Raw genomic sequence first — 26,748 nt, forward strand, 5'->3', positions numbered from 1 at the left:
CTTAACGCCCCTGCTATTTTGGTTAATCACGATAAATTGAATCAGTTACCACCACATTTACCTTCACCGCATTTACCTTCTTTATCCTTTTTGCTGTCTTCACCACATTTGGCTTCGCCGCATTTTCCTTCTTTATCTTTTTTGCTGTCTTCACCGCATTTTGCTTCACCACATTTACCTTCTTCGTGATGTTTTGCTAACTGCATGTAACCATTGGTTAATTCAGAAGATTGGAATGGGTTGCTATCAGCCGCAGCCATTGGTGATAAAGCCAGCCCCGCAGTCATTGCTGCACTGGCAGCCAATGCAATAGAGGTTTTTTTGTTCATAGCCATGTCTTAAATTCCTTATGTTTTAAATCACATCATCAGCCCGTCTCTATAGCCCGGGCTTGTTAGCATAGACTGACGAGTAAAACGTTTGTTACAAACTAAAGTAAAATTTTTCTCAATCGATGAATTTTGTAAAGATAAATCCAGTAAACATGTCTAAACTCAGATAAATATCCTATACGAGCAGCTAAGCATGTTTTTATTTATGTATCTAACAACATGACGGAGAAGTTTGACCAGAAAGACTTTGGCGATGATGCAGCGTTAATTAAAGGCATGCTGGCCGGTGACTCAACGGCATTTGAAATAGCGGTAGCGTTGTACCATCCCAAAATGGTGATGATCGCCAAAGCTATCATTGGTGAAGCCTTTGCTGAAGAAATCGCTCAGGATGCGTGGATTTCGGCTATCGGCTCACTGGCAGATTTTGGGGGGCGAAGCAGTTTGTATACCTGGCTGGTGCAAATTACAGCAAATGCTGCCAAAACCAGGTTACGCCGGGAAAAACGCCAGGTGTCATTAGATGAAAACTGGCAACAGCTTGATACAGATGACCGTTTTAATCATAAAGATCACTGGCGAGAGCAAGTTTCACAATGGGATATTGATACCCCTGAAGCAATCATTGCCAATCATCAGCTCAAGGAAATCATTCAGCAAACCTTTGCCCAACTGCCGCCACAGCAACAAGCGGTATTAACTATGTATGATCTGGAAGGTGAGTCAATGCAGGAAATCTGTAACATTCTGAATATCTCTGCGTCCAATGCAAGAGTGTTATTGCATCGTGCACGCTCTGCGATACAGCAAAAAATCCATCAATATCAGGAAAATAGTTAATATGCTTAAATGCCGTGACATCGAAGCAATGGCCAGTGATTATCTGGATAAAGATTTGTCATTTCAGCAACGCATGGCATTCAAGTTACATTTGTTTCTTTGCCATAACTGCCGAAACCATGTACGTCAGTTAAAAACCACCATACTCAGTATCCGACAATTGCCAGCAACCCATGCGGTGATTGTTGACGACAAAATGAAAGCTCTGGCCAAACATCTTCAGGAAAACGCCAGCAAACAATAAATGTCTGCTGGCACTGAATAATCTCTATTTCTGATACTTTTGTTTCCACTCGTCATAAGACATGCCATAGACATGTTCACGGGCAGCATCATAATCCATTTCCACGCCCTTTTCTTCTGCCGCGGCCAGATACCATTTAGACAGGCAATTACGGCAAAAACCTGCCAGATTCATTAAATCAATATTCTGTACGTCAGTACGTTCCTGTAAATGTGCAACCAATCTGCGAAATGCCGCAGCTTCCAGTTCAGTTTGTGTTTGTTTGTCCATCTTCATCCTCTTCATATAAAAAACAATTAACCTGATGGCCATTTTCCAGCACCGTAGTGGATGGATACTGATCATGGCAAATTGGCATCACCTGCTGACAGCGTTGATGGAAATGACACCCTGCAGGTGGATTGGCGGGCGAAGGTAATTCGCCCCTGACCGCAACCTGCAGATGTTGCTTATTCAAATCCGGTACAGCGGCTAATAAAGCCTGTGTATAGGGATGTTTAGGCGAATCCAGCACTTGCTTGCGAGTACCCTGTTCGACAATTCTGCCCAGATACATTACAGCCACCCGATGCGCCAGATAATCCACTACACCGATATTATGCGTAATAAATAAAAACGACAGCCCAAACTCATGTTGAATATCACGCAGTAAATTCAGAATTTGCGCCTGCACTGAGACATCCAGCGCACTGGTAGGCTCATCACAGATAATGACTTCAGGTTCAGTCGCCAGCGCACGAGCAATACAAATCCGTTGACGTTGTCCCCCGGAAAATTCATGGGGGTAACGATGTCGGATATCCGCACGCAGGCCGACACGTTCAAGTAATGAATCAACATATTCAGATCTGGCATCAGGATCTTTTCGAAACCTCGACCTGTCTATCGCTTCTTCAATAATCTGCTCAACGGTCATCCTTGGATTCATTGATGAAAATGGATCCTGAAAAATGATCTGCAACTGACCCCGGTAAGGTTTTAATTCACGTTGAGATAGCCGGTTTAGCACTTTCCCCTGAAAACTCACTTCACCAGCAGTCACCTTAACCAGCTGTAAAATGCCTTTACCCACCGTGGTCTTGCCGCAGCCGGATTCGCCCACCAGTGCCAGCGTTTCAGCATTATGTAATGTCAGGTTGACACCATCCACCGCTTTAACGTGACCCACCGTGCGCTGCAAAATACCTTTGCGAATGGGGAAATGAATTTTTAATCCCCTGACATCAAGCGCATGCACCTGTGAGGGAACCACATCTGATAGGTGTGAAGCATGTAATGGTTTGATTGCTTCAGCTCGTGAAGAAACTATCGCAGAGTCATATAAATGACAACGGACACCTGTTTGTTCCGTTTCAATCCATCGTGGCTCATGCTGATGACAATGCTCCCAGGCATGATCACAACGCTCAGCAAACCGGCAGCCAACAAAATTCTGATTTAACGGCGGGACATTGCCTTTAATCACTGTTAAACGTTGTTCACGTTTTTGTTCACCGGGCAAAGCTTCAAAGAGTTTTTGTGAATACGGGTGTTGGGGATGTTCAAAAAATGTCTGTCTGTCTGTCTGTTCTACAATTTGTCCGGCATACATCACAGCAATGTGATCCGCCATCTGGGCTGCCACACCAAGATCATGCGTTATAAGTAAAATCGCCATCCCGGTATCACGCTGAATCTGTTTAAGTAAATCCAGTATCTGTGCCTGAATGGTGACGTCCAATGCTGTGGTGGGCTCATCCGCAATCAATAACTCCGGCTCACCGGCTAATGCCATGGCGATCATCACACGCTGTTTCATGCCACCAGACATTTGATGTGGGTATTCTTTAAGGCGTCGCAGAGGATCAGGTATACCAACAGAATCCAGTAAGTTCACACTGCGCTGCTGTATATCCTGTGGCGATAATTTGAAATGCCAGCGCAATGTTTCACCGATCTGCTGCCCAATGGTCAATACTGGATTCAGAGAACTTTGTGGTTCCTGAAAGATCATAGCGACCCGTCTGCCCCGAACCGACTCCATTTCTGCTTCGGAAAGTTTGAGCAGATCCTGACCATTTAAATTGATTTCACCTGCCACAATCTGACTGGCTGGGTAAGGATTCAACCTCAACAGGGACAATGCACTGATGGATTTACCACAGCCTGATTCGCCGAGTAAGGCAAAGGTCTCGCCTTGCTGGAGGGTAAAATCGATACCATCAACCGCTTTAAAAGGCTGATCTTTACTGGCAAACCAGGTTTTGAGACCTTTAACCTCCAATAATGCCGTCGAACTCATCGTGCCCTCTGCATTCTTGGATCAAAGGCATCGCGTACCACATCGGCAAATAAGTTAGCGGCCAGTACCAACATGAACATCGAGATAAATGCTGCAGTTAAAGACCACCAGACCACCGGTTCACGGCCCATTTCAAGTCGTGCACTGTTAATCATATTGCCCCAACTGATCATTGATGGGTCAACGCCGACCCCGACATACGACAACACAGCTTCAGCCAGCACCAGTCCACTGAAGTCCAGCACCACAGTAATCAAAACGATATGCATCAGGTTTGGCAGGATATGGCGATGCAGGATATTCAGATTACTTACCCCTAATGATCGGGCAGCCAATACATATTCGGCTTCGCGTAATTTGAGTGTTTCACCCCGCAGGATACGGCACAGGCCTGTCCAACTTGTGACACCAAGTATCAAACACAAAAACAGCAAACGGATATCTGCCCTTTCGGCAATGGTGGCAAAGTTTTCTGGATGCGTATTCATATACACCTGCAACATTAATACTGCAGCTGCGATTAATAACACGCCGGGAATAGAGTTTAAGGTGGTGTAAATATACTGAATAACGTCGTCAACCCAGCCTTTGAAATAACCCGCGCTGATACCCAGGAAAATAGCCAGCGGTAACATTATCAGTGTAGTCAACGTGCCAATCGCCAGCCCTGTTCTGATGCTTTTCAGCGCCTGATACAGGACACTTTGCCCGACTTTATCCGTGCCAAACACATGGTAATACTGGCTCAGCATTATCAATGTAATGCTTAACCAGCTCAGCAGAAAAATCATCAGATAAAAGGTGCGGATCGGATAATCGGACTCTCCGCGCAGCAGCCGTTTGAGCTTAGCAAAAGCGGGATGCCGGTAACGTATCTTCCAATACAGAATATAAAAAACGATCAGCAGCGCTGTGAAGATGACAGCTGTATACGTGCTTTTCGCCACAATCCTGCTGACATCAGCCCATTTTTCTGTTTCAGTTGCCAGGTGTTGGGCGGAATGCTGTAACCGTGGATAGTTGTATTCCAACTGCCCGCCCTGCACGACTTGCATTTCCTTGACAAATAAATGGGTTGCAAACGGCGCAGAATAAGTTTTTTCAACCTGAGTACGGATGGGCGTTATCAGCCAGTCCAGTACACTAAGCACTTCAGTTGAATAATGTTGCTGTGTATTGCTCTCAGACGCTAATGCCGTTCGAAAATGCAATGAATCCAGAAAACCGATACTGACATAACTCAATAGGATAATGATGGAAATGACACCGCGTTTACGCTGCATCACCATAATCCAGGGAGCACGTAAATGCGGTTTACTACGCAGGTAGAATATCCCAGCCGTTATAACAGCCAGCAGAATGAAAATCAGAATGTCGGTCCACAAAAATACCGGCAGAAAGGGCATGGCTGTCCTTAGGTTGATTTTCTGAGGCTGGAAATATCCACTTTAAGTGCTTTCGGTAACGAGAAAGCAATATTTTCAATCTGGCCGGTATCTTCAGTAACCGCCTCAACGCCCAGCATTTTGAGTTTATCAACCACAGCCTGGACCAATGATTCAGGCGCAGATGCACCGGCAGTCAAACCAATATTCTGTTTGTCTTTCAACCAATCCAGACGTATTTCATCAGCATTATCGATAAGATAAGATTCTGTACCAAGTTTGGTAGCTAACTCTTTGAGTCTATTGGAGTTTGAGCTATTGATTGAGCCAACCACCAGTACCAGATCACAATTTTCAGCCAAACGTTTTACGGCATCCTGACGATTCTGTGTGGCATAACAAATATCATCTTTACCTGGGCCAATGATGTTTGGAAAACGCTCTCGCAACGCATCGATGACCAGCTTGGTATCATCCACAGACAAGGTGGTTTGGGTTACAAATGACAGATTATTGGGATCATTGACTTTTAATTTCGCCACATCTTCCGGTGACTCGACCAGATACATTGCTGTGGGATCAGCCGTATATTGTCCCATCGTGCCTTCCACTTCGGGATGCCCGGCATGCCCAATCAGAATGCATTCACGAGCCACTTTTTCATGTTTGGCGACCTCAAGGTGTACTTTAGTCACCAAAGGACAGGTCGCATCAAATACTTTCAGACCACGCTGTTTACCCTCTTCCTGCACCGCTTTGGAAACACCATGCGCACTGAAGATTAATGTGCTGTTATCGGGTACATCAGACAATTCTTCAATGAAAATCGCGCCTTTATTACGCAAGTCTTCAACGACTGTTCGGTTATGCACCACTTCATGACGTACATAGATCGGCGCACCAAATAGCTCCAGGGCACGCTCTACAATCTCAATAGCGCGATCCACTCCAGCACAAAACCCCCGAGGATTGGCTAAAACCAGTTTTGCCATTTACAACACTGCCTTTGGATAAGAACCTAATACACGAAAAACTGAGGATTCCGATTCCAGTTCCTGTAACGCACTGGCAACTACGGGATCCTGACAATGGCCGTCAATGTCGATAAAAAACACATATTCCCAGATACCTTTCCGTGAAGGTCTGGACTCAATACGACTCATACTAATACCTTTGTCAGCCAAAGGTTTGAGTAAGTTTTGTAACGCACCCGGTTTATTTTTTGTCGAAACCAGTAACGCTGTTTTATCCACGCCTGATGGGCCAACATCCTGATTACCGATCACCAGAAAGCGGGTGGTATTCCCTGCTTCATCTTCAATGTTACTGGCCAGCACTTGCAAGCCATAAATTTCAGCGGCCGTACTTGCAGCAATTGCAGCGCAATCCTCACCCATTTCAGCAACACGTTTCGCCGCCTCGGAGTTGCTGTCCAGTGGAATCAGTTCCACTTGGGGAAGTTGATCACCCAACCATTGGCGGCATTGTGCCAAGGCCTGAGGATGAGCATAAACCTTTTTTATATCAAATAATTGCGATGCATTGCTCAATAAGTAATGATGAATACGCAAGGTCACTTCACCGTTGATTTTCAGTGGCGAACTGGCGAATCTGTCAAGCGTATGGTTGACCATGCCTTCTGTGGAGTTTTCAACCGGTACGACCCCATAACAAGCGTATTCTGTTTCAACGGCCCGAAATACATTGGCAATGGTGCTGACCGGATGTAACTCAGCGGAACCACCAAAATGTTTTAACGCTGCGGCCTGGGTAAACGAACCTTCAGGGCCTAGGTAAGCCACTTTTAAGGTTTTTTCTGCCGCCAGACAGGCGGACATAATTTCACGAAACAATCTGGCCATTTCTTTATCTGATAACGGGCCGGTATTGCGTTCCATTACCTGTCGCAAAATCATCGCTTCGCGCTCAGGCCGATAAAAATCGGTTTGTTCGCCGGACTGCTGTTTTATTTCGGCAACCTGATGCGCTAAAGCCGTACGTTCGTTTAATAAATCCTGTAACTGCCTGTCGACTTTATCAATCTGTTCACGAACGGCTTGAAGGGCTTTTTTTTCGGACATGGTTAACCAAACCTGCGCTCAAATTCAGACATAAACCAGATGAGTTTATCAACACCGGCTTCAGGCATAGCATTGTATATGCTGGCTCGCATTCCACCCAAATCCCGATGTCCCTTAAGCGTTAATAAGCCTTCTTTGGCTGCATCTGCCAGAAATTGTTTATCCAGATCACTGTTGGCCAGCGTAAACGGAATATTCATCCATGAGCGATAGCGTATATCCACTGGATTGGCATAAAAATCACTGCCATCAATAGCCGCATACAATTTGGCCGCTTTACGCTGATTGATTTCAGCCATGCCCTGTAAACCACCCTGCTGTTTCAGCCACTGAAACACCAAACCAGCAAGATACCAGCTGTAAGTAGCCGGGGTGTTATACATTGAGCCATTGTCCGCATGAATTTTGTAGTCAAACATCACAGGTGTTCCCGGCAAGGTTTTACCAATCAAATCCTTACGCACAATGACAATACACAAACCGGCAGGACCGATATTTTTCTGTGCACCAGCGTAAATCAGCCCAAAACGATTGACATCAACCGGACGTGACAGAATGGTTGATGACATATCAGCAATTAAAGGGGTATCCCCTACTTCCGGAATGTCAGCAAATTCCAGCCCATGAATAGTTTCATTGGGCGTGTAATGCACGTAAGCCGCATTATCAGACAACTGCCACTCTGTTTCATCGGGAATGGTTCGATAATGCGATGGCTTGGCATCAGCGACCACATTCACTTTAGTATAGCGGCCTGCTTCAGCAATGGCTTTTTCTGACCATGCCCCGGTATTAAAATAATCTGCATGGCTTTTACCATTAAGCAGATTCATCGGAATCATCGAAAACTGGCTTGATGCTCCGCCTTGCAAAAACAGCACCGCATACTCGTCTGAAATTCCCATCAAATCACGTAAATCAGCTTCGGCTTGTTCTGCGATAGAAGTATATTCCGGCCCCCGGTGACTCATTTCCATCACCGACATGCCTGTGCCATGCCAGTCCAGCATTTCCTGCTGGGCAATCAGCATCACTTCGTCCGGCAACATCGCTGGGCCGGCACTAAAATTATAGGCTCTCAAAGTGCTTATTCTTCCGTTAAGTCATCAGTATGTGGCAGGTCATCCAGATCAAGATCTTCATCTTCGTCTTCGATAACACGTTCCAGACCCACCAGTTTTTCATCATTACTGAGATTAATCAGGCGAACACCCTGCGTGTTACGACCCACCAGAGAAACATGTTTAACCGGGGTACGAACCAGCGTACCGCCATTGGTAATCAACATGATCTGGTCTTCTTCACAGACTTGCACTGCACCCACCACCTGACCGTTACGGGCAGAGGTCTGAATCGAGATAATGCCCTGACCACCACGACCCTGGACACGGTATTCTTCCAGGTTAGTACGTTTACCGTAACCGAATTCGGTTGCGGTCAGAATGGCACCTTCCTGCTGGGCAATAATCAGTGAAATAATCTGTTCCCCATCGGCCAGACGCATGCCACGAACACCGCGAGAAACACGGCCCATGGAACGCACATCGGTTTCAGGGAAACGAATAACCTTACCGTTGCTGCTGAACAGCATGACGTCAGATTCACCACCGGTTAATGCCACTCCAACCAGCCGGTCATCATCTTTCAGATCCACGGCGATAATACCGTTAGCTCTTGGGCGTGAATAATCGACTAATGGGGTTTTCTTGACGGTACCGCTCGCCGTTGCCATAAAGATAAACTTATCTGCTTCAAACTCACGGATTGGCAATACCGCATTAATACGTTCGCCTTCATCCAGTGGTAACAGGTTCACAATCGGCTTACCACGGGCTGTACGACCGCCTTGCGGCAATTCGTAGACTTTCTTCCAGTAAACCTTACCGGCACTGGAGAAGCACAATAAGGTGTCATGGGTATTGGCAATAAACAGATGTTCAATGAAATCTTCATCTTTCATTGAGGTCGCTGCTTTGCCTTTTCCGCCTCGACGTTGTGCCTGATAGGTATCCAGCTGCTGCGTTTTGGCATAACCGGCATGCGATAAGGTCACCACCATTTCTTCTTCGGTGATCAGATCTTCCAGCGTCAAATCCAGATGGGTATCCAGAATTTCGGTACGACGGTTATCACCATATTCTTCGTTAATGGCCACTAATTCCTGACGAATAACAGCCATCAGATTATCCGGGTCACTCAGGATCGCCAGCAGGTCACGGATTTGATCCAGAACCTCACGGTATTCCTGCAGGATTTTGTCCTGTTCCAGCCCCGTCAATCTGTGCAAACGCATATCCAGAATGGCTTGCGCCTGAACCGGTGATAAATAATATTGGCCATCAACCAGACCGAACTCAGCGGCCAAATCTTCAGGACGTGAAGCCTGTGCACCAGCGGCACCCAGCATTTCCAGAATCATTTCACTTCGCCAACCCTGGGATAACAGGGCTTCTCTGGCTTCAGACGGGCTTGGTGACGCTTTAATCAGCTCAATAACTTCATCGATATTGGCAAGTGCGGTGGCCAGACCTTCCAAAATATGGGCACGGTCACGGGCTTTACGCAGTTCATAAATCGAACGACGCGTGACGACTTCACGGCGATGACGGATAAAGGCTTCAAGAATCGGTTTCAGGCCCAGTGTGCGTGGCTGACCATCAACGATCGCCACCATATTGATACCAAACACCGTTTGTAACTGAGTTTGCTGGTAAAGATTGTTCAGAATAACTTCAGGAACATCACCGCGTTTAATGACGACCACCATCCGCATGCCATCTTTATCAGACTCATCACGCAGTGCGGAAATACCTTCAATTTTTTTCTCTTTGACCAGTTCGGCGATTTTTTCCAGCAAGCGGGCTTTGTTTACCTGATAAGGCAGCTCGTGAACGATGATGCTTTGCTGGCCCGTCGCTTCATTGGTTTCGATCTCAGCGCGGGCACGCATATAAACACGGCCTCGACCGGTTTCATAGGCTTCGGCAATGCCGTTGGCACCATTGATAATACCGGCGGTTGGAAAATCCGGGCCCGGTACATACTGCATTAACTCACGGGTAGTGACACCCGGCTCATCAATAATCGCAATACAGGCATTGAGAATTTCAGTCAGATTATGTGGCGGGATATTGGTTGCCATACCCACGGCAATACCGGATGAGCCGTTAACTAATAACGCCGGAAAACGGGTTGGCAGGACAGCAGGTTCAGATTCGGATTCATCATAGTTGGGAATGAAATCGACCGTTTCCTTGTCCAGATCGGCCAGCATTTCGTGGGCGATTTTCGCCATGCGTACTTCGGTATAACGCATTGCGGCAGGAGGATCACCATCGACCGAACCGAAGTTACCCTGACCATCAACCAACATGTAGCGCATCGAAAATGGCTGAGCCATTCGCACCATGGTGTCATATACCGCTGTATCACCATGTGGGTGATATTTACCGATAACGTCACCGACAATACGAGCAGATTTTTTGTATGGGCTGTTCCAGCTGTTTCCTAATTCACGCATGGCGTACAAGACGCGACGGTGAACAGGTTTCAGGCCGTCCCGGACATCCGGTAAGGCGCGACCTACGATAACGCTCATAGCGTAATCGAGGTAGGACTGTTTCATTTCATCTTCGATACTGATCGAGTCCAGTTCCAGAGCAATCTCAGACATTTAATATTCTTCCAAAATGAACAAAAGCAAGCCTAGCTTGTTGAAGTTTCAGGCAAAAAACTCTGCTGAGAAAACCTAAACAGGCGCCAAGCATATCAAAGCAGTAATCCTACCACTCTGAGCGATTTCCTGCACGATTATAAGTTACTGCTAGGGTGTACCAGCTTTATCAAAATAATCGCTCAAATCCTGCTCCAAAGTCGCGAGAATTTCTTCCAGCGCATTTTGCCAGCCAGTTACAACGGTTTGCGGGCTTGTTTTATCAATGGATGCATCAACACGAAAACCGGTTTGAAACAGCATTTTGCTGCGATCAGCATCGCCTGGACTCATAAAAAACTGCATTTCTAAAACAGCTTGCGGCGGATACTCGGCACGATCATCACCATAAAGCTTGGTCACGGCGGCTTCCAGTACCAAATCTGCTGGTTGCGAATCATCGGTAATCACATCGCTGAATAAACCACTTTTGGATAACCATCGCTGCAATTGAGAAGTAAACATCACCTGTGGATCGGTGAGTAATAAATGGCCTGCTTGCGGTTGGTATTCATTTTCGCCAACACGAAATACAATATTTTCTGTCCGGTAATGTGGTGCAATGCGGATGGGCTTTATGCGTAAAACACGACCCTGGGCAAACTGAGCGGCCACATTGCCGCGATCGACATCGACTATATAAAAGCGTGGCTCAATATTTTCCGCTTTCTTGTCTGAACCTCCGAAACCGAAACAACCTGTTAAAAAGCTGAACAGAATAATAACCAGCACTCTCTGCCATCTGTTACTCACGAAATGTTGTACTCCTGAAAAAATTTCTGGGAAATTGCATTACAGATCTTGTAATTGGTGTCGTTATAATACTGGTGGTGACTATCCCTTCTCAAATAATTTAGGCGTCAGATGGACGAGATAAAAACCAAGATCCGTGATATTGCAGATTTTCCCGAACCCGGCGTTTTATTTAAAGACATCACTCCACTTATGCAATCCCCTGTCTTACTGCGACAGGCCGTCGAATTACTGATTGCCCCCTATCGAAATTCCGGTATTACCGCCGTCGCAGGTATGGAAGCACGGGGCTTTATTTTTGGATCACTGGCCGCCTCCATGTTGGAGGTCGGTTTTATTCCCCTGCGCAAACCTGGCAAACTTCCACACATTACACACAAGGTCGAATACCAATTGGAATATGGTGAAAACAGCCTGGAAATTCACGCTGATGCCGTGGCTGAAAATGACAATATTTTAATCGTTGATGATGTACTGGCGACCGGCGGCACGGCCAAAGCAAGCTGTGAATTAATCCAGCTACTGGGTGGTAATGTGGTTGGCTGTGCATTTCTGATGGAAATCACTGCCCTGAATGGTCGTTCCCTGTTAACCGATTTTAATGTTCATAGCGTAATTCAATACTGATGAAATTTTTACTTTTTTTGCTGTTCGCTTCACCCGCTATCGCTAATACTGTTTTTCAATCGGCGGTTCATCAAGCCAAATGGGAAACTGAAGCATCAGCATTGGCCTGTGCCTTACACCATGACGTGACCGATTATGGGCATGTCAGTTTTCATCGACACAATGGCGAGGCCATCAAATTAACCATTACCACACAAGACCACCCGGCTGCACATAACACTGTCGATTTAGTCATTACCAATACCCCGTGGCAAAGCGAAGACGTTAGTCAAAAACTGCTGACCTTGCCGGTAACTTACGGACAGCGTGAGTTTGTTATTGAAGGTAATGCGGCCAGAAAAGCCTTGTCGGCATTACAATTGGGTCAGTTTGTGCAATTGCAGTATGCCACGCAAGGCAACACCCAACCGGTCAGTATTATTCTGTCCAATGTTCAGTTCGTGCCGGCCATGCGTGAATTTCAGACCTGTTCAGATCAGATGCACCCCGACAGCTTTACTGATCTGCAATATTTCAATGTTTATTTTGAATCCGAAAAAGCGATTCTTGATAATAAAGCTTCCGGACAAATGCAACGACTGGCTGACTATCTCAAAATTGACGACAGCATCAAACGTATCATTATCGAATCTCATACCGACAGCTTTGGTCGACGTGAACTCAATACTGAGTTATCCGAACAACGGGCTCAAATTGTGAAAAGCTTTTTAATCGAACAGGCTGAGGTTGATGAAGGGATTATCGAAACGCACTCCTATCGTGATACCAAACCCATCGCTAATAACAAAACACCCGCAGGACGCGCACAGAATCGTCGTTCTGAAATACGGCTGATTCGTTAAATACCTATTCCCACAAAGCCAGCAATTCACGGGTCACCTGTTGATAATCAGATGCTTTGGTAATCGCTGAAATCATCGCCACTGAACCCACACCAGTTTTATGCAATTCACTGGCACGCGGCGGATCAATCCCACCAATGGCAACCAGTGGCGTATGTCCATCTAATAAGCGTATCCATTCTGCTAAACGATCAAACCCTTGCGGTTGCCACGGCATCTGTTTGCTGTCGGTTTCAAAAATGGGGCCCAAAGCAATATAGCTGGGATTTACTGCTAATGCTCTGGCCAGTTCCCAATATGAATGGGTTGAAATCCCCAGCCGCAATCCGGCCTGTTCAATTTCCAGCAAATCAGCATCATGCAAATCTTCCTGCCCCAGATGCACACCGTAAGCGCCATTATCGATCGCCATACGCCAGTGATCATTCACAAAAAACTGAATTTCACCATGCTGCTCGGCGATATCCACCGCACTGGCAATCTCTGCATTAAGAAAAGCGCTATCTGATTGTTTTAATCGTAATTGGAGGGTCTTGATACCAATGGTTAACAAACGATTAACCCAATCCGCACTATCGACCACAGGATAAATCCCCAGTCGCTCCGGGCATTCAGGAAAACTGAAACTTTTGCCAATCAAATCCGGGGTATAACTCAGCCTGGGGATATCGCGAAGTTCAAAGGGTTGTCTTTGGTGAGAGAACAGCTGATAAGGGCCCAGTGACTGTGATTGCCGAATACCGCGATTGATATAACTACGCGATAAAATCACCGCATCACGGATATCTTCGCCCTGCGCCAGATAACACGCCAGACTGGATGCCAGCACACAGCCGGTACCGCGAACATTTTTATTCAGTCGTGGCTGATAACAATAAAATTGACTAAATGCATTGGCAAAATAATCTGAAACGAAACTTTGATCGCCATGACCACCTTTGACCAGACAAGCGGATAACCCATCTTCAATTAAATGACGCACCTGTTTTTCAATTGACCAATCAGGGTTATCGGTTATGTACTGCATCTCTGGCAGATTTGGGGTGAGCAATGTGATCTTTGGTAAAACTGACTTGCGAACAAACTCCAGTACGTCAGGTGATGCTTGTTGACCACCACTTGTTGCAGCCATCACCGGATCCATCACCACCGGCACATCATGGTTTGTCAGAATACGTTCAATGGCCTGGGCAATTTCAAGATTTGGAATCAACCCAATTTTGATTGCTGCAATGTCAAAATCAGCCACGCTGCTTTCGTATTGCTTGAGAAATTTCTCAGCAGATAACGGATTCAGCGCACGCATACCATTATGGGTTTGTTCGGTGACACAGGTCACCAGTGGCACAGGATGAAAACCATGATGACTGACAGTTTGAATATCCGCCGTCAGTCCGGCACAGCCTTGTGGATCCAGCCCACCAATTAATAGGATTGCCGTTTGATTTTGCTCAGCCATGGTGCTGCCAAATTGGTTGATCCAGAGTTGGGGTACTGGGCTTGGCGGAATCACGTTTTGGCATAATGCCCGCTTCGAACGCCAGACGTCCGGCATTAATGGATTGTTTAAACGCTTCGGCCATCAGTGCCGGTTCCAGCGCTTCGGCCACGGCGGTATTTAATAAAATGCCGTCATAACCGAGTTCCATCGCCTGCACTGCATCAGAAGGTTTGCCGATGCCCGCATCGACCAGTAAGGTAATTTCCGGCAGACGTTCTCTTAATGTTCTCAATGCATAAGGGTTGAGTAATCCCTGTCCAGTACCAATTGGTGCACCCCACGGCATTAACACTTCACAACCGGCATCAGCCAGTTTCTGACACAACACCAGATCATCGGTGCAATACGGAAACACCTTAAAACCATCGGCAATCAGTGTTTTGGTAGCTTCCAATAAGGCAAACGGATCCGGTTGCAGATTAAAACTGTCACCTAATACTTCCAGTTTGATCCAGTCAGTTTCAAATAACTCTCGTGCCATATGGGCTGTTTTAATTGCCTCGGCGGCACTGTAACAACCTGCGGTATTGGGTAATAAATGACAGCCCATCGCTTCAATCATATTCCAGAATTGTTGACCGCTATTGGCCTGACCAGCACTTTGCCGTCGCAGTGAAACGGTAATCACCTGAGCGCCTGAGGCTTTGATGGCATCACACATAACCTGCGGTGAAGGATAAAGCGCCGTACCGATAAATAAACGACTGCTGAGGGTTTGCCCGTAAACGGTCCAGTCAGATGCCTGCATGTCAGCCTCCACTGATTGGCGACAGCACATCAATGCGATCACCTTCTGATAATTGATAGGTTGGATGTGCCGATTTGGCGATAACATTGTCGTTAATCACCACCACAAATCGGCCTTCTGTCCAGCCATGTTCAGCCAGAAAAACCTGCAAATTAGTACTTGTGGTTTCCACGGTCTGTTCATTCAAAATAAGCGAAATAGGTTGAATCGACTCAGTTTGCATAACGCACTCCCGAATCTGTGTGTTCTGATAATTTTGTCAGTAATTGCTCGACCATCACCGGCCCCAGCAAATAACCATGCCGATACAGTCCGTTAATTTGATAACCCCAATCCTGCTGGCGAATGGTGGGTAAATGATCAGGTAATGCAGGACGGCAATGTGCCCGCATTTCCAATACCCGGGCTTCGGCAAATCCTTTATGAATGCTGTAAAGCGCTGATAGCAATTCCATGGCACTGCGCACACTGACCGGCGAGCGATCTTCGGATTCAATTACCGTTGCCCCAATCACATATTGCTGATCCGGTCGAGGTGCCAGATAGAGGGGATAACGTGGATGCATTAACCTTACGCACTGTTGCAGATTAACTTCCGGTGCATAAACACGCAGAACTTCACCGCGAACACCACGCAAGTCTTTCAAATCCGCTTTGCTGCCATTACCCCGGCAATCAATCACCGAGGTAAATTTATCGAGCGAATGCCCAAGCGTTTGCTGACACAATTGTTCCAATGTGGCGTTAGTCAAGGTTTCAATCGATTCAATGGTTTTCCAGTTAGCGTGTTTGGTTAGAAACTCACCTACCTGCTGGTAAAACTGGCGATTATCCAGACAACTCTCTTCCGGAAAATACAATGCTGACTGAAAATTTTCGGCCAGTTCAGGTGACAGATTCTGCAACTGCTGAGCATCAATCTGTTGATAATCAGTCGTATCCAGAATATGCACTGCACGACGCTGATAACGTGCAAGTTCAGCCTTATCACCTTCATGTGCCACCACCAGTGTTCCGGTTTTCGGGTAAAACACTCGCTTATCAAACTCAGCCAGCCATTTATCCCACAGCGCCTGACTTTGAATGCCCAGATCCCGAATCGACCTATCTGCCGTCACCGCTTCAGTAAATGGCGCAATCATCGAAGCCGCAATAAAACCGGCACTGTCGGTACCGGCTTTATCGTCTGATGACAGAATCGTCACGGCATGACCGGCCTGAACCAGACGCCAGCTTGTCAGGCGTCCAATCAGACCGCTACCGATAATCAGATAATGCTTCATAGCGATCGAGATCCGATCCAATCAAACCTGATGATAGATTTTGCTGCCAGCCGCCTTAAACTCTTCCGATTTCTCGGCAAAGGCTTCTTTCACGTCATGTGAAATCTTCATTGAGCAGAATTTCGGCCCACACATAGAACAGAAATGTGCCACTTTGGCACTCGGTTTTGGCAGGGTTTCATCATGGAAAGCCCGTGCAGTATCCGGGTCTAGGCCCAGATTGAATTGATCTTCCCAACGGAATTCAAAACGTGCCTTGGAAATCGCATCATCACGTTCATTTGCACCTGGATGGCCTTTGGCCAAATCAGCGGCATGGGCGGCAATTTTGTAGGTAATGATGCCGACTTTAACGTCATCTTTATTCGGTAAACCCAGATGTTCTTTAGGCGTCACGTAACACAGCATTGCCGTACCAAACCAGCCAATCATCGCCGCACCAATGCCCGAGGTAATATGGTCATAACCCGGAGCAATATCCGTAACCAATGGCCCTAAGGTATAGAAAGGCGCTTCGTGGCAGACTTCCAGTTGCAGATCCATGTTTTCCTTGATCTTGTGCATCGGCACATGACCCGGTCCTTCAATCATTACCTGCACATCATGTTTCCAGGCAATATGAGTTAATTCACCTAAAGTACGCAATTCAGCAAACTGGGCTTCATCGTTGGCATCCGCTTGTGAACCCGGACGTAAACCATCACCCAGCGAGAACGACACGTCGTAGGCTTTCATGATTTCGCAGATATCTTCGAAGTGCGTGTACAAAAAACTTTCTTCATGATGTGCCAGACACCAGGCCGCCATAATCGAACCGCCACGCGACACAATGCCGGTGGTACGATTTACGGTTAGTGGAATATGTGCCAGACGGATACCGGCATGAATCGTAAAATAACTGACGCCCTGCTCGGCCTGTTCAATCAACGTATCGCGAAATACTTCCCAGGTCAGATCTTCGGCAATGCCGTTTACTTTTTCCAATGCCTGATACAACGGCACGGTACCGATTGGCACTGGTGAATTACGGATGATCCATTCACGGGTCTGGTGAATATGTTTACCAGTCGACAAATCCATTACGGTGTCGCCACCCCAACGGGTGCTCCACACCATTTTTTCAACTTCTTCTTCAATAGAAGATGTGGTGGCAGAATTACCGATATTAGCGTTGATTTTCACCAGAAAGTTACGACCGATAATCATCGGCTCGGCTTCAGGGTGATTGATATTGGCTGGAATAATCGCCCGACCTTCAGCGACTTCTTTACGGACAAATTCCGAGGTGATGTGGTTGGGTTTATCGACAGGCAACTCGCCTTTGGCTTGCAAGGCTGCACGGCCCATGCTTTCACGAATAGCGATATATTCCATTTCGGGTGTTATCAAGCCCTGACGGGCATAGTGCATCTGACTGACATTCTTACCTGGTTTGGCTTTGCGTGGCAGACGACGATTGGTGAACAATGGAATATCAAATTCCTGATCATCCTGGTCACGGGTAAAGTTAGAACTGAACGCCGGTAACACTTCGGTATCGTCACGCTCTTCAATCCATTGCTGACGAATCGGCGTTAAGCCTTTTTCCAGATCGATGGTTTCAGTGGGATCGGTGTAAATACCCGACGTGTCATACACCATGACCGGATCATTCGGCTCGCCCGGCAGATTCGGATCACGGTTCGGAGTATCGGTCAGAGCAATTTGACGAAATGGCACCCGCAGATCATCACGGCTACCGGTAATATAGATTTTTTCAGAACCCGGTAACGGCTTGGTAGTAATGCCGCTACGGCCCGTAATATCAATAACTTTTGGACTGGCTGATGACATGTGCTTTCCCCTGATTAGAATAAAAAGGTCGGGGGAAATGAAGACGTTGCGCTTTCGCGAACAAGGTGATGGAGATACACGGCGGCTACAGTCAGACAATCAGACGTACCGGCATTCCGGCTTGTTTCCTACGGAGGTTCTAGCCTCTTCAGGTTCAACGGGTTTCATCTCAGCCATTTCTGAAAATTCAGAGTGGCACCCCGACAAGTGGAAATAATCCTAAACTAAAAATGATTTTTTACACAAGCATCATCTGGCACAATGGGTCACATCAAACGGCATCAAATCAGGCAACATCGGCCATGGCAGATAACAAAAATAAAAATGATGACGACGATTTTTCCTTGTTTCGCAATGAAATGAGCGACGCCGAGCCGATCAAACACGACCGTTTAGTGCATCGAAAACCACCACCGCCACCAAAGGTCAGAAAACCCTCCGCAGCCGAACTCACCCATGACACTAGCGAGTTTTCCAGCCTATTCTCCCCGGAAACCGTGGGTAACGAAGAATATCTCGAATATCGTGGTGACGGCATTCAAAACCGCCAATTCGCCAAACTTAAAAACGGCAAAGTACATCTCGAAGCCGAACTGGACTTGCACGGCCTCACCCTAGCCAAAGCCGAACCCACCCTCTCCCATTTTCTCGAACAATGTCAGCAAGAAAAGATTAGATGCGTACGAATCATTCACGGCAAAGGCTGGGGATCACGCGATAACAAACCGGTATTAAAAAGCAAACTGAATCACTGGCTCAGACAAAGTGATGCCGTACTGGCGTTTTGCAGTGCAACGATAGAAGATGGCGGGACTGGGGCTTTGTATGTTCTGTTGAAGAGGCAGTATTAATATAGATATCACCTATCTTATCTAATAATACAAGGAAGCATGAATATCATGAAAAACACTGGAAAATCTTTTGAGGAAGCAGTTTATGAAATAGTAAAACTATTTTCCGGTGATGCAGAAGTATTTAAAAATACATTTATTACTGGAGCTTCAGGGACAAAACGGCAAATAGATGTTGAGGTGAAATCATATTTACTCGGAGCACCAGTAAATATGATAATCGAATGTAAAGATCACAAAACAAAAATAGGAGTAAAAATAGTCGATGAAATGGTTGGAAAAGTTGATGATGTTGGCGCAAATATTGGAGTTATAGTATCAAACTCTGGATTTTCAAAAAATGCAATATCAAGAGCAAAAAGACTTGGGCACATTGAGCTTTATTCACTTATCAACTCAGAAAACAAGATTATAAGAAATAAGTTACACGTTCCGATTAAAGTAACTTATTCAAATGTTGATAATAAACTTAACATATCTTTTACCACAAAAGGACAGCACTCACTTAGTAGAGTTGAAGAGTTGCAATTTATTCATGGTGTTTTAAAAGAACTTGATACCAAAATATTTTTGGAATTTATTGCGAAATTCAACTCTAATATATCTAAGTTAGGTAGTGGTGAACATTTTTATGAATTTACTATATTTGAAAAAGAAAATTTTAATTTAGTTATGAAAGTTGGTTTTTTAGTGCAAAGTAAAACTTATATTAATGAAGGAATTTTTCTACCAGCGAAAGCAATCATTGACGTGTTGAATAATAGTATAAAAAAATCTAACATAGGCCCATTTTCAATAATTGAAAATGATGTACTTTCTAATTGGAAAAATATTGACTACGACAGTGGACATTATCCCAAAGCAACACATTACCAAAGATGCGCCCAATTCAACCAAAAATGGTTTGAACCCATTACAAAACATTTAATTAAAGAACTTGAGAACACAATATCAAGAGGTCAGTAAACCTGATCATTATTGGAACAAGTCCATTCCCTCGCAGGAGCTTGCAAAATCAAGGGGTCAGCAAACTTGAATCAATAGGGTCAGAGTAGATTGAAATTAGAGACAATTGAAATTGACTTCACTTCTAGTCGCTCCAAGCAACAATCAACGGTTTCACAATCAATGGTGTCTGACCCCATTGATGCACGATTTGGTTGCACGGTTTTCTCCCTCCTTTGGCTAACGGTCTGAGAAAGGCCAAAACACAAAGTTTTATTTTGGAGTTTCAATGATGACAACCGAATGGCTGGAAATCAATCAGGGCAGCGCCCCCGTACTGATGAGCTTACCGCATACCGGAACGCAAATACCCGATGCTATCCAATCTCAGCTTGCCTGTTCGACCGAACAAGCCCTGACAGATACCGACTGGTATGTGCACCAGTTGTATGATTTTGTCAGCTCAATGGGAATATCCACCGTTCGTACTGCTATTTCCCGCTGCGTGGTCGATGTAAACCGGGACCCTTCCGGTCAGTCATTGTACCCTGGCCAGGCCACCACAGAGCTTTGTCCAACAACCCGTTTTGATGGTCAGCCGCTGTATTCAGCGCCTCTTGACGACGCAGAGATTGAACGTCGTAAAAAGCAGTATTTTGAACCCTACCATGCCGCTATTCGGGGCCAGTTGGACCGGTTGTTGCTGGATCACGACATTGTCATTCTGTTTGACGCCCACTCGATTCGTTCACAATGTCCACGACTGTTCGACGGTACTTTGCCCGACTTGAACCTAGGTACGAATAGTGGTCGAAGCTGCGCTCCAGACCTTGCCCTTCTGGTCGAAAAGCATTTATCCGGTGGTAATTTTTCTTTCGTGCATAATGGTCGGTTTAAAGGTGGCTGGATAACCCGTCATTTTGGCAAGCCTTCCAGTCAGGTTCACGGGTTGCAGTTAGAAATAGCTCAGCAAAGCTACATGCACGAAGTTCAAGGTGACGCTCCTGCTCCGTATTCTGCTGACCGGGCTGCTGCATTGCAGTCAGAACTGAAAGGTCTGTTTGTTAAGCTGGTGAACTGGGCTCATGCCTGAGCCCAGTTAAACGTCAGCTCATTCCTCGTATAGGGTGACATTGATAGGCCAAAGCAAATCAAGGGGAGCAAATCAAGGGGTCAGCCAACTTGAAAGGATATATCTAATCAATTAGTCCGACTCAAACAGACTTCTTCACCAGCATTAACTTACTAAGATTTAATCAGTTTCTGATCAACTTTGCGTTGCCCTTTCATCTTTTTATAAAAGTTTTCGTGAGAACCCAGTTGCAGCAGATATATCTCAAGCCTGTCTTCCAACCAAGAGTATCCTAAAAGTGCCAGTTGTTTATCAAGTTGAAATTTGTGCACTCTCAAAAAAGCTAAATCGCCTTTCTTCTGCTCCCCTATCTCAGGGTCTTCAATGATTTTTTCTATCTCATCTTCAACCACTTTGAGTTGCGCTTTTGTCAGCTTTTTAATGGCTTTCTCAAATCGTCGCGATTCATAAACATCAATTTCGTTTTGTTCTTCTGACATAAGGTTTAACTAATCCTTGTTTGACTTCTTCGGTCGCCAGTAAAGATTCACGCACAAATTCATACGACAAGTCCGGGTTATCGATCATGATTTGACCAATTTTTGCCCAATACTCTATTTGCTTAGGTAGGGAGCGGCTTTCTGCTTCTGCATGAACTCTGGCAATCGTGACAAACTCATCATCCAGTCTTACGCTAGTAGCCATATTTATTACCTTTAGTTTCTTAGTTGCGTTTAGTGCAATCAATGTCGTTTAAATTCTAGAGAACCTACTGATGTTTATTTAGCTGGTCTTATTGAATGTCATTGGTTTCGTTTGATTTTTAAGTGTTTTTAATTTCATTAATAGGATGATAACTCGTTGAAATCGATTATGCGACAAAATGTCGCCTTACGCAACATTTTGATGCTCCATTATCGCTCGCACAAGATGGAGTATTTAGAAGGATAATGGGGTCAGCAAACTTGATGTTGTTATGAACAAGTACATTCCCGCGCAGGAGCATGGGAACAAGAAGTTAATAGCCCTTTTCACTCACAGTTGGCAATCAAGAGTTTTGGTCATACTATAGGCTTTGGCTTCGTTAATTGCAGGCTGACAAAAATGGATTTAAGAAAACGCCTGTTTACACATTTATCTCCTGCTGCCTGGCCCGGTAAAGGCCTCTCTCCTGTTAATAAATTCATCTATACCTTAATTGTCTTTTCAGCGTTATTTGCCATCATTGAGACGGAACAATCCGTCTACGAGCTCTCACCTTCGCTGTTTAATCTCGTAGAACTTTTAATCGTGTCAGTTTTCACTGTTGAATATCTGGCAAGACTTTATGCAGTTGGTGAAATACAGAAATATCAGGGGTTTCGGGGCCGAATCCGATACGTTTTCAGCTTTTGGTCAATCATCGATCTGCTTGCCATACTTCCCTTTCTGCTGACATTTACTTCCTCAAATGCGTTTATGTTGAGGCTTATTCGGTTACTAAGGTTGTTGAGGATCGCCAGACTTGGCCGTTACTCACAGGCCATGACGGCCATTATTAAAGCCATCTCAATCAGGCGTTATGAACTGATTTTAAGTATGGCCGTAGCCATGGTGCTACTGGTATTTTCCAGCGCCTGTCTTTATGTTTTAGAAGGTGATATTCAGGAAGAAGCTTTCGGTAGTATTCCAAGAGCACTCTGGTGGAGCATCGCAACTTTGACCACAGTAGGTTATGGGGATGTCACGCCAATTACCGCGTTAGGAAAAGTCTTTGCCGCAATTACAGCGATTACCGGTGTGGGCATGATTGCTTTGCCAACCGGCATCCTGGCTTCCGCTTTTAGTGATGTTCTTCAAAAACGCAAACAAAAGCGAGATTAAACATGGCTTTTAGATTTCAAAGAAGAATTAAAATTGCGAAAGGACTTCACCTGAATCTCAGTAAAAGTGGCCTTGGTATTTCTGCTGGGGTGCGTGGAGCCAGTGTGAGTGCCGGACCAAAAGGTGTTTATGGAAATACTGGCATCCCCGGAACTGGACTGTCATACCGAAGTAAGCTGAACTCAAATAAACAGGTTAAACAAAAATCATCACTTTCGAATGGAACCGACCAAAGGAATCTTTCAGTAAAAGGTCTGATTGAAGATGATGGTCAACTGAAATTATATAATGCAGATACGCTTGAAGATTTGACCGGTTCTGAAATGCAGTATTTGAAGCGACATTATTCAGAAAGCCTTGCTGAGATGGTTCAAGTGTTATGCGATGATAAAAATAAACACCTTAGTAAAATCACAACCGTTCATCACACTCTTCCACCGCCCCAAGATCAGCCTGTGTTCATTGAATGTGAATTTCCTGAAACAACTCCTGAAGAACCCAAATATACAAAAGTTGGTTTATTAGCTTTAATCTGGCCACCATTAAAGAAAAAATTCTGTCACAAAATGCCAGCCTGAAATCTTCGTATGAAATTACGCTGCAGCATTATCACGAAGATAAAAAGGCATTTGAAAATAGCGAAACGCTTCGTAAGCAAAGAGAAACCATCGACGTTTTGGATGATATTGAAGCAATGAGTGATGTACTTGAACACTACCTTTCAACTATTGATTGGCCTTATGAAACCGAAATAGATTTTGATTTTGGTGATGATTACACAACGTTAGCGGTCGATGTTTGTTTGCCTACTGAAGATAAATTGCCTACTAGTCGTTACCAAGCATTGAAGTCCCTTTCAAAAGTTTCCATCAAACCGATGAATGCCACAAAGTTTCCATCAAACCGATGAATGCCACTATAAAGAGAGCGCTCTATCGAGATCATGTTCATGCAATAGCATTACGCATTATCGCTGAAATCTTCCATCGTCTTCCTTCGCTCAACAGTATCATGCTATCCGGTTATATTGAGGGACAGGATATTGCTACCGGTCATCATGAAGATCAATATCTTTTAAGCGTTAAAGTCGACCGAGAGCAATGGAAAAATATTAATTTTGAAGCACCTGAAGTTATTGATCCTCTTGCCGCATTAGAACAATTTGAGTTAGTCAGAAATATGACTAAAACGGGGATATTCAAAGCAATTGAACCAAAAAATATTTAAGGTAAATATTGTATCAATGGTCATCATGCGAGAAGCCACTGCCCCTTTGATTGAGTAGTTAAGGAGAAAAGATATGATTATCGAACAATTATGGAGCCTTCTGGGCATAGTGATCGCTCTGACCGCTTATATAGCTACAGTTAGAAGGCGAATACTCGACAAAACTAAAGAGCAGGAAGCAGATAGAGACAAACTCTTTAAATACGCTGCGTGTCTGATGTGGGCAGATGTTCCATTGGTAATTTCTGGTTTTCTTATAACTGCTCATAATCTATGCCTTATTGCAAACTTGAGTCCTTACCCATGGGTAGGATGGCTTGGGATATTAGCTTTTAGTTTTGCGTTAATTGTTCTTGCCATATTCCATGGCATTGAGTGGCGTAAAAGTTTGAAAAAAAACCTCTAAGAATTGCATCGAATAATTAAAGGGTACGCCTCCCTTTAGGAATTAATTAAAGAAAACGCTTCCGAAAAAAGCGGTTCAAGGGCTCAGCTAGCTTGAAAATTCAGTTAACTTCTACCCTATTTACTAAGCGCAAATTTAAACATGTGGAAAACAAATCTCTCGGCAAAACTTAGCAGGAGCCTTTCAGAATGAATACCGACTCCACTGTGATCGACCATTTTACAAATGGTGCAATGGTTTATGATGAACGAAACCGGCAGTTGGCTCCTATTGCCGATAATATGCATTTTCTGATTCGGCTTATTTTAAAAAATGCTCCAGAGCAGGCGCGTATTCTGTGTGTGGGTGTTGGTACTGGTGCCGAGATAATTTCCCTTTCCAAATCATTTCCTCACTGGACCTTTGTTGGCGTCGATCCATCTATTGGGATGCTGGATGTCTGCCGTGAAAGGCTTATCGAAGCTGGCGTGCGGGATCGTTGTGAGCTGATTCATGGATATGTTGACGATGTGCCTGAAGGTGACAGCTTTGATGCGGTGTTAAGTATTCTGGTTGCTCACTTCGTGAAGCATGAAGACCGATTGAATTTTTATCAGGCAATGTATAGCCGCTTACGCACTAATGGCATGTTGATTAGTACTGAAATCAGCTTTGATTTGGACTCAGCCGAATTTCCATTCATGTTAAAAAACTGGGAAGCCGTGCAATCGATGATGGGAGCCACTCCGGAATCACTGGCGAATCTGCCAATGCAACTACGCGAAATGCTTTCCGTCATCTCACCAGCAGAAACTGCACACCTGCTAAAACAAGCCGGGATTGACGTGCCGATACGGTTTTTTCAGGCGTTTATGATTAGCGGTTGGTACGGTATCAAGACTGTTTGATATCAACAGCTCAAACAGGCTGCTTTGGGAAGGCAACGCTTGTGCATCAACTACCCGAATTTTTCAGTGGCGCAACAATAGCTGCCACCCGCTCAGGCTGGCAGTTGAGATAGGGGGATGAAGCGAGCCACTTATCATCTGGATAATAAGAAAAGACAAATTGACCATCCTTGAGGATATCTACCACCTGATCGGCAACATCCCGGCTCACCGCCGGACATCCATGGCTGCGGCCAATGCGGCCATGTTGTTTAATCCATTGGTTGTTCACATAGTCGGCGCCATGGATAACGATTGCACGTTCCCGGGCGCGATCATTGATGCCGGGTTCCAGACCATCCATCCGCAAGGAATAACCGTGCCGGCCAATATAACTTTCAGAAGCCCGGAAAAGACCGATGCTTGACTTGTGACTACCCTCTACATTGGAAAATTTGCTGGCCACGTTGTCACCTGAATTGCGGCCATGGGCTACCAGCTCTTCAAGTATCAGTGACCGGCTATCCAGATCAAAGATCCACAGGCGTGGTTCAGAGGATGGTAGAGAAAAGTCGATAATCGCCAGTCTTGAAGCCTGATCAATACCGTGATTGACGGCACACGTCATGGCGGCGATGGCCTTGTCCAGCACGGCCCGATTCAGGTTTGGGGCCTGCCTGACCAGGTCTTCATTGAGGGAGGGCTGTACTGACTTGAAACCTATTGCATTAATGGCGTTATCGTTGGAATGGGAGGGAATGGAAAGAACAAGCAGAAAACTTAAGACAAAGGCTGCCGTCAGGCGCCGGAATGTGAACTGGTGCATCGTTTTTTCCCCTCGTAATGCTCTGGTGCCCTTTTCAGGGACGAGTCAATATGCCAGAACCGGAATAATGGTGCGACTGCACAATTCATCCGCATGCCAATCAACAATGTTATGGTTAGGGCTTGTTTAGCTCACAACAGCGGCGGAGATGAAAGCTAAGCAAGTCCAATGGTGGATTCTAGCAGGCTTGAAGAAAGGAGCAAGAAGGTTGTACATTTTGTTACAAAAGT

Annotated in this window: 30 protein-coding genes and 1 riboswitch; of the genes, 13 read left to right on the top strand and 17 right to left on the bottom strand. The window is 45.4% G+C overall.

The window, feature by feature from the left end; translation table 11 throughout:
• Window positions 1-41 precede the first annotated feature (41 nt).
• Entirely contained in the window at window positions 42-335 is a 294-nt protein-coding gene (locus tag B2337_RS09815) for a low-complexity protein (protein WP_292359267.1), read from the bottom strand.
• A gap of 216 nt (window positions 336-551) precedes the next feature.
• On the opposite strand from B2337_RS09815, the gene B2337_RS09820 reads away from it, so the two are divergent.
• The gene (locus B2337_RS09820; protein ID WP_292359266.1) at window positions 552-1,172 is read left to right on the top strand and encodes an RNA polymerase sigma factor; all 621 of its coding nucleotides are present in this window, start codon (window positions 552-554) and stop codon (window positions 1,170-1,172) included.
• Window position 1,173: 1 nt separating this feature from the next.
• Window positions 1,174-1,416, top strand: a complete 243-nt coding sequence (locus B2337_RS09825; RefSeq protein WP_292415140.1) for an anti-sigma factor family protein — start codon at window positions 1,174-1,176, stop codon at window positions 1,414-1,416.
• Between the two features lie 24 nt (window positions 1,417-1,440).
• On the opposite strand, the gene B2337_RS09830 is transcribed toward B2337_RS09825, so the two are convergent.
• The 8 genes from B2337_RS09830 to B2337_RS09865 all read right to left on the bottom strand — a co-directional run bounded on the left by B2337_RS09830 (window position 1,441) and on the right by B2337_RS09865 (window position 11,628).
• Window positions 1,441-1,686, bottom strand: a complete 246-nt coding sequence (locus B2337_RS09830) for a DUF1244 domain-containing protein (protein WP_292359263.1) — start codon at window positions 1,684-1,686, stop codon at window positions 1,441-1,443.
• Window positions 1,664-3,697 (bottom strand): ABC transporter ATP-binding protein, encoded by a 2,034-nt coding sequence (locus B2337_RS09835; RefSeq protein ID WP_292359261.1) that lies wholly within the window; start codon window positions 3,695-3,697, stop codon window positions 1,664-1,666. Before B2337_RS09835 ends, B2337_RS09830 begins: the two co-directional genes overlap by 23 nt.
• Window positions 3,694-5,103, bottom strand: a complete 1,410-nt coding sequence (locus tag B2337_RS09840) for an ABC transporter permease (protein WP_292415141.1) — start codon at window positions 5,101-5,103, stop codon at window positions 3,694-3,696. Before B2337_RS09840 ends, B2337_RS09835 begins: the two co-directional genes overlap by 4 nt.
• Before the next feature lie 8 nt (window positions 5,104-5,111).
• The gene (ispH, locus tag B2337_RS09845) at window positions 5,112-6,074 is read right to left on the bottom strand and encodes a 4-hydroxy-3-methylbut-2-enyl diphosphate reductase (protein ID WP_292415142.1); all 963 of its coding nucleotides are present in this window, start codon (window positions 6,072-6,074) and stop codon (window positions 5,112-5,114) included.
• Complete coding sequence (pheA, locus tag B2337_RS09850) at window positions 6,075-7,163, bottom strand: prephenate dehydratase (protein WP_292415144.1); 1,089 nt, start codon at window positions 7,161-7,163, stop codon at window positions 6,075-6,077.
• 2 nt (window positions 7,164-7,165) lie between these two features.
• On the bottom strand, window positions 7,166-8,245 hold the full coding sequence (serC, locus tag B2337_RS09855) for a 3-phosphoserine/phosphohydroxythreonine transaminase (protein WP_292415145.1): 1,080 nt from the start codon (window positions 8,243-8,245) through the stop codon (window positions 7,166-7,168).
• Between the two features lie 5 nt (window positions 8,246-8,250).
• Window positions 8,251-10,836 carry a DNA gyrase subunit A gene (gene gyrA / locus B2337_RS09860; RefSeq protein WP_292359256.1) on the bottom strand — a complete coding sequence of 862 codons (2,586 nt, stop codon included), beginning with the start codon at window positions 10,834-10,836 and terminating at the stop codon, window positions 8,251-8,253.
• Between the two features lie 150 nt (window positions 10,837-10,986).
• On the bottom strand, window positions 10,987-11,628 hold the full coding sequence (locus B2337_RS09865; RefSeq protein ID WP_292359254.1) for an ABC-type transport auxiliary lipoprotein family protein: 642 nt from the start codon (window positions 11,626-11,628) through the stop codon (window positions 10,987-10,989).
• 111 nt (window positions 11,629-11,739) lie between these two features.
• On the opposite strand from B2337_RS09865, the gene B2337_RS09870 reads away from it, so the two are divergent.
• Together B2337_RS09870 and B2337_RS09875 are read left to right on the top strand one after the other, a co-directional pair.
• Window positions 11,740-12,255, top strand: coding sequence for an adenine phosphoribosyltransferase (locus B2337_RS09870; protein WP_292415146.1), 516 nt, complete (start codon window positions 11,740-11,742; stop codon window positions 12,253-12,255).
• A complete protein-coding gene (locus tag B2337_RS09875) occupies window positions 12,255-13,097 on the top strand; it encodes an OmpA family protein (RefSeq protein WP_292359252.1) in 843 nt (280 codons plus the stop codon). Before B2337_RS09870 ends, B2337_RS09875 begins: the two co-directional genes overlap by 1 nt.
• 4 nt (window positions 13,098-13,101) lie before the next feature.
• On the opposite strand, the gene thiE is transcribed toward B2337_RS09875, so the two are convergent.
• Genes thiE through thiC form a run of 5 tightly spaced genes read right to left on the bottom strand, consistent with a single transcriptional unit; the run spans window position 13,102 to window position 18,462 of the window.
• Window positions 13,102-14,556 carry a thiamine phosphate synthase gene (gene thiE, locus B2337_RS09880; RefSeq protein ID WP_292415148.1) on the bottom strand — a complete coding sequence of 485 codons (1,455 nt, stop codon included), beginning with the start codon at window positions 14,554-14,556 and terminating at the stop codon, window positions 13,102-13,104.
• Window positions 14,549-15,346, bottom strand: a complete 798-nt coding sequence (locus tag B2337_RS09885) for a thiazole synthase (RefSeq protein ID WP_292415149.1) — start codon at window positions 15,344-15,346, stop codon at window positions 14,549-14,551. Before B2337_RS09885 ends, thiE begins: the two co-directional genes overlap by 8 nt.
• Before the next feature lies 1 nt (window position 15,347).
• Entirely contained in the window at window positions 15,348-15,569 is a 222-nt protein-coding gene (gene thiS, locus B2337_RS09890) for a sulfur carrier protein ThiS (RefSeq protein WP_292415150.1), read from the bottom strand.
• Window positions 15,559-16,629 (bottom strand): NAD(P)/FAD-dependent oxidoreductase, encoded by a 1,071-nt coding sequence (locus tag B2337_RS09895; RefSeq protein WP_292415152.1) that lies wholly within the window; start codon window positions 16,627-16,629, stop codon window positions 15,559-15,561. Before B2337_RS09895 ends, thiS begins: the two co-directional genes overlap by 11 nt.
• 21 nt (window positions 16,630-16,650) lie before the next feature.
• Window positions 16,651-18,462: a phosphomethylpyrimidine synthase ThiC gene (gene thiC, locus B2337_RS09900; RefSeq protein ID WP_292415153.1), complete on the bottom strand. Its 1,812-nt coding sequence runs from the start codon at window positions 18,460-18,462 to the stop codon at window positions 16,651-16,653.
• Window positions 18,463-18,570: 108 nt separating this feature from the next.
• Window positions 18,571-18,675, bottom strand: a riboswitch (TPP riboswitch).
• Between the two features lie 89 nt (window positions 18,676-18,764).
• Between thiC and B2337_RS09905 the strand changes: the two genes are divergently transcribed.
• The 3 genes from B2337_RS09905 (at window position 18,765) to hutG (ending at window position 21,351) form a co-directional block, all read left to right on the top strand.
• Window positions 18,765-19,313: a Smr/MutS family protein gene (locus B2337_RS09905; RefSeq protein WP_292415155.1), complete on the top strand. Its 549-nt coding sequence runs from the start codon at window positions 18,765-18,767 to the stop codon at window positions 19,311-19,313.
• Between the two features lie 48 nt (window positions 19,314-19,361).
• Window positions 19,362-20,279: a restriction endonuclease gene (locus B2337_RS09910; RefSeq protein ID WP_292415156.1), complete on the top strand. Its 918-nt coding sequence runs from the start codon at window positions 19,362-19,364 to the stop codon at window positions 20,277-20,279.
• A gap of 268 nt (window positions 20,280-20,547) precedes the next feature.
• The gene (hutG, locus tag B2337_RS09915; RefSeq protein ID WP_292415157.1) at window positions 20,548-21,351 is read left to right on the top strand and encodes an N-formylglutamate deformylase; all 804 of its coding nucleotides are present in this window, start codon (window positions 20,548-20,550) and stop codon (window positions 21,349-21,351) included.
• Window positions 21,352-21,503: 152 nt separating this feature from the next.
• Here hutG and B2337_RS09920 read toward each other — a convergent pair whose 3' ends face one another.
• Window positions 21,504-21,830: a type II toxin-antitoxin system RelE/ParE family toxin gene (locus tag B2337_RS09920; protein ID WP_292415158.1), complete on the bottom strand. Its 327-nt coding sequence runs from the start codon at window positions 21,828-21,830 to the stop codon at window positions 21,504-21,506.
• On the bottom strand, window positions 21,805-22,035 hold the full coding sequence (locus B2337_RS09925) for a TA system antitoxin ParD family protein (RefSeq protein WP_292415160.1): 231 nt from the start codon (window positions 22,033-22,035) through the stop codon (window positions 21,805-21,807). The genes B2337_RS09920 and B2337_RS09925 overlap by 26 nt, the downstream gene beginning before the upstream one ends.
• A gap of 399 nt (window positions 22,036-22,434) precedes the next feature.
• Here B2337_RS09925 and B2337_RS09930 point away from each other — a divergent pair, with 399 nt between their 5' ends.
• From B2337_RS09930 to B2337_RS09955, 6 genes are all read left to right on the top strand, one after another.
• A complete protein-coding gene (locus tag B2337_RS09930; RefSeq protein WP_292415161.1) occupies window positions 22,435-23,193 on the top strand; it encodes an ion transporter in 759 nt (252 codons plus the stop codon).
• Between the two features lie 2 nt (window positions 23,194-23,195).
• Window positions 23,196-23,771, top strand: coding sequence for a DUF4236 domain-containing protein (locus B2337_RS09935; protein WP_292415163.1), 576 nt, complete (start codon window positions 23,196-23,198; stop codon window positions 23,769-23,771).
• A 98-nt stretch (window positions 23,772-23,869) separates the two neighbouring features.
• Window positions 23,870-24,103 carry a hypothetical protein gene (locus B2337_RS09940; RefSeq protein ID WP_292415164.1) on the top strand — a complete coding sequence of 78 codons (234 nt, stop codon included), beginning with the start codon at window positions 23,870-23,872 and terminating at the stop codon, window positions 24,101-24,103.
• Window positions 24,100-24,420, top strand: coding sequence for a hypothetical protein (locus B2337_RS09945; protein ID WP_292415165.1), 321 nt, complete (start codon window positions 24,100-24,102; stop codon window positions 24,418-24,420). Before B2337_RS09940 ends, B2337_RS09945 begins: the two co-directional genes overlap by 4 nt.
• 73 nt (window positions 24,421-24,493) lie before the next feature.
• On the top strand, window positions 24,494-24,826 hold the full coding sequence (locus tag B2337_RS09950; RefSeq protein WP_292415166.1) for a hypothetical protein: 333 nt from the start codon (window positions 24,494-24,496) through the stop codon (window positions 24,824-24,826).
• 188 nt (window positions 24,827-25,014) lie between these two features.
• Window positions 25,015-25,713: a class I SAM-dependent methyltransferase gene (locus B2337_RS09955; protein WP_292415167.1), complete on the top strand. Its 699-nt coding sequence runs from the start codon at window positions 25,015-25,017 to the stop codon at window positions 25,711-25,713.
• 46 nt (window positions 25,714-25,759) lie between these two features.
• On the opposite strand, the gene B2337_RS09960 is transcribed toward B2337_RS09955, so the two are convergent.
• Window positions 25,760-26,518, bottom strand: a complete 759-nt coding sequence (locus B2337_RS09960) for a murein L,D-transpeptidase catalytic domain family protein (protein ID WP_292415169.1) — start codon at window positions 26,516-26,518, stop codon at window positions 25,760-25,762.
• Window positions 26,519-26,748 lie beyond the last annotated feature (230 nt).

The organism is Methylophaga sp. UBA3192 (genome assembly GCA_002363955.1).
Lineage (GTDB): Bacteria > Pseudomonadota > Gammaproteobacteria > Nitrosococcales > Methylophagaceae > Methylophaga.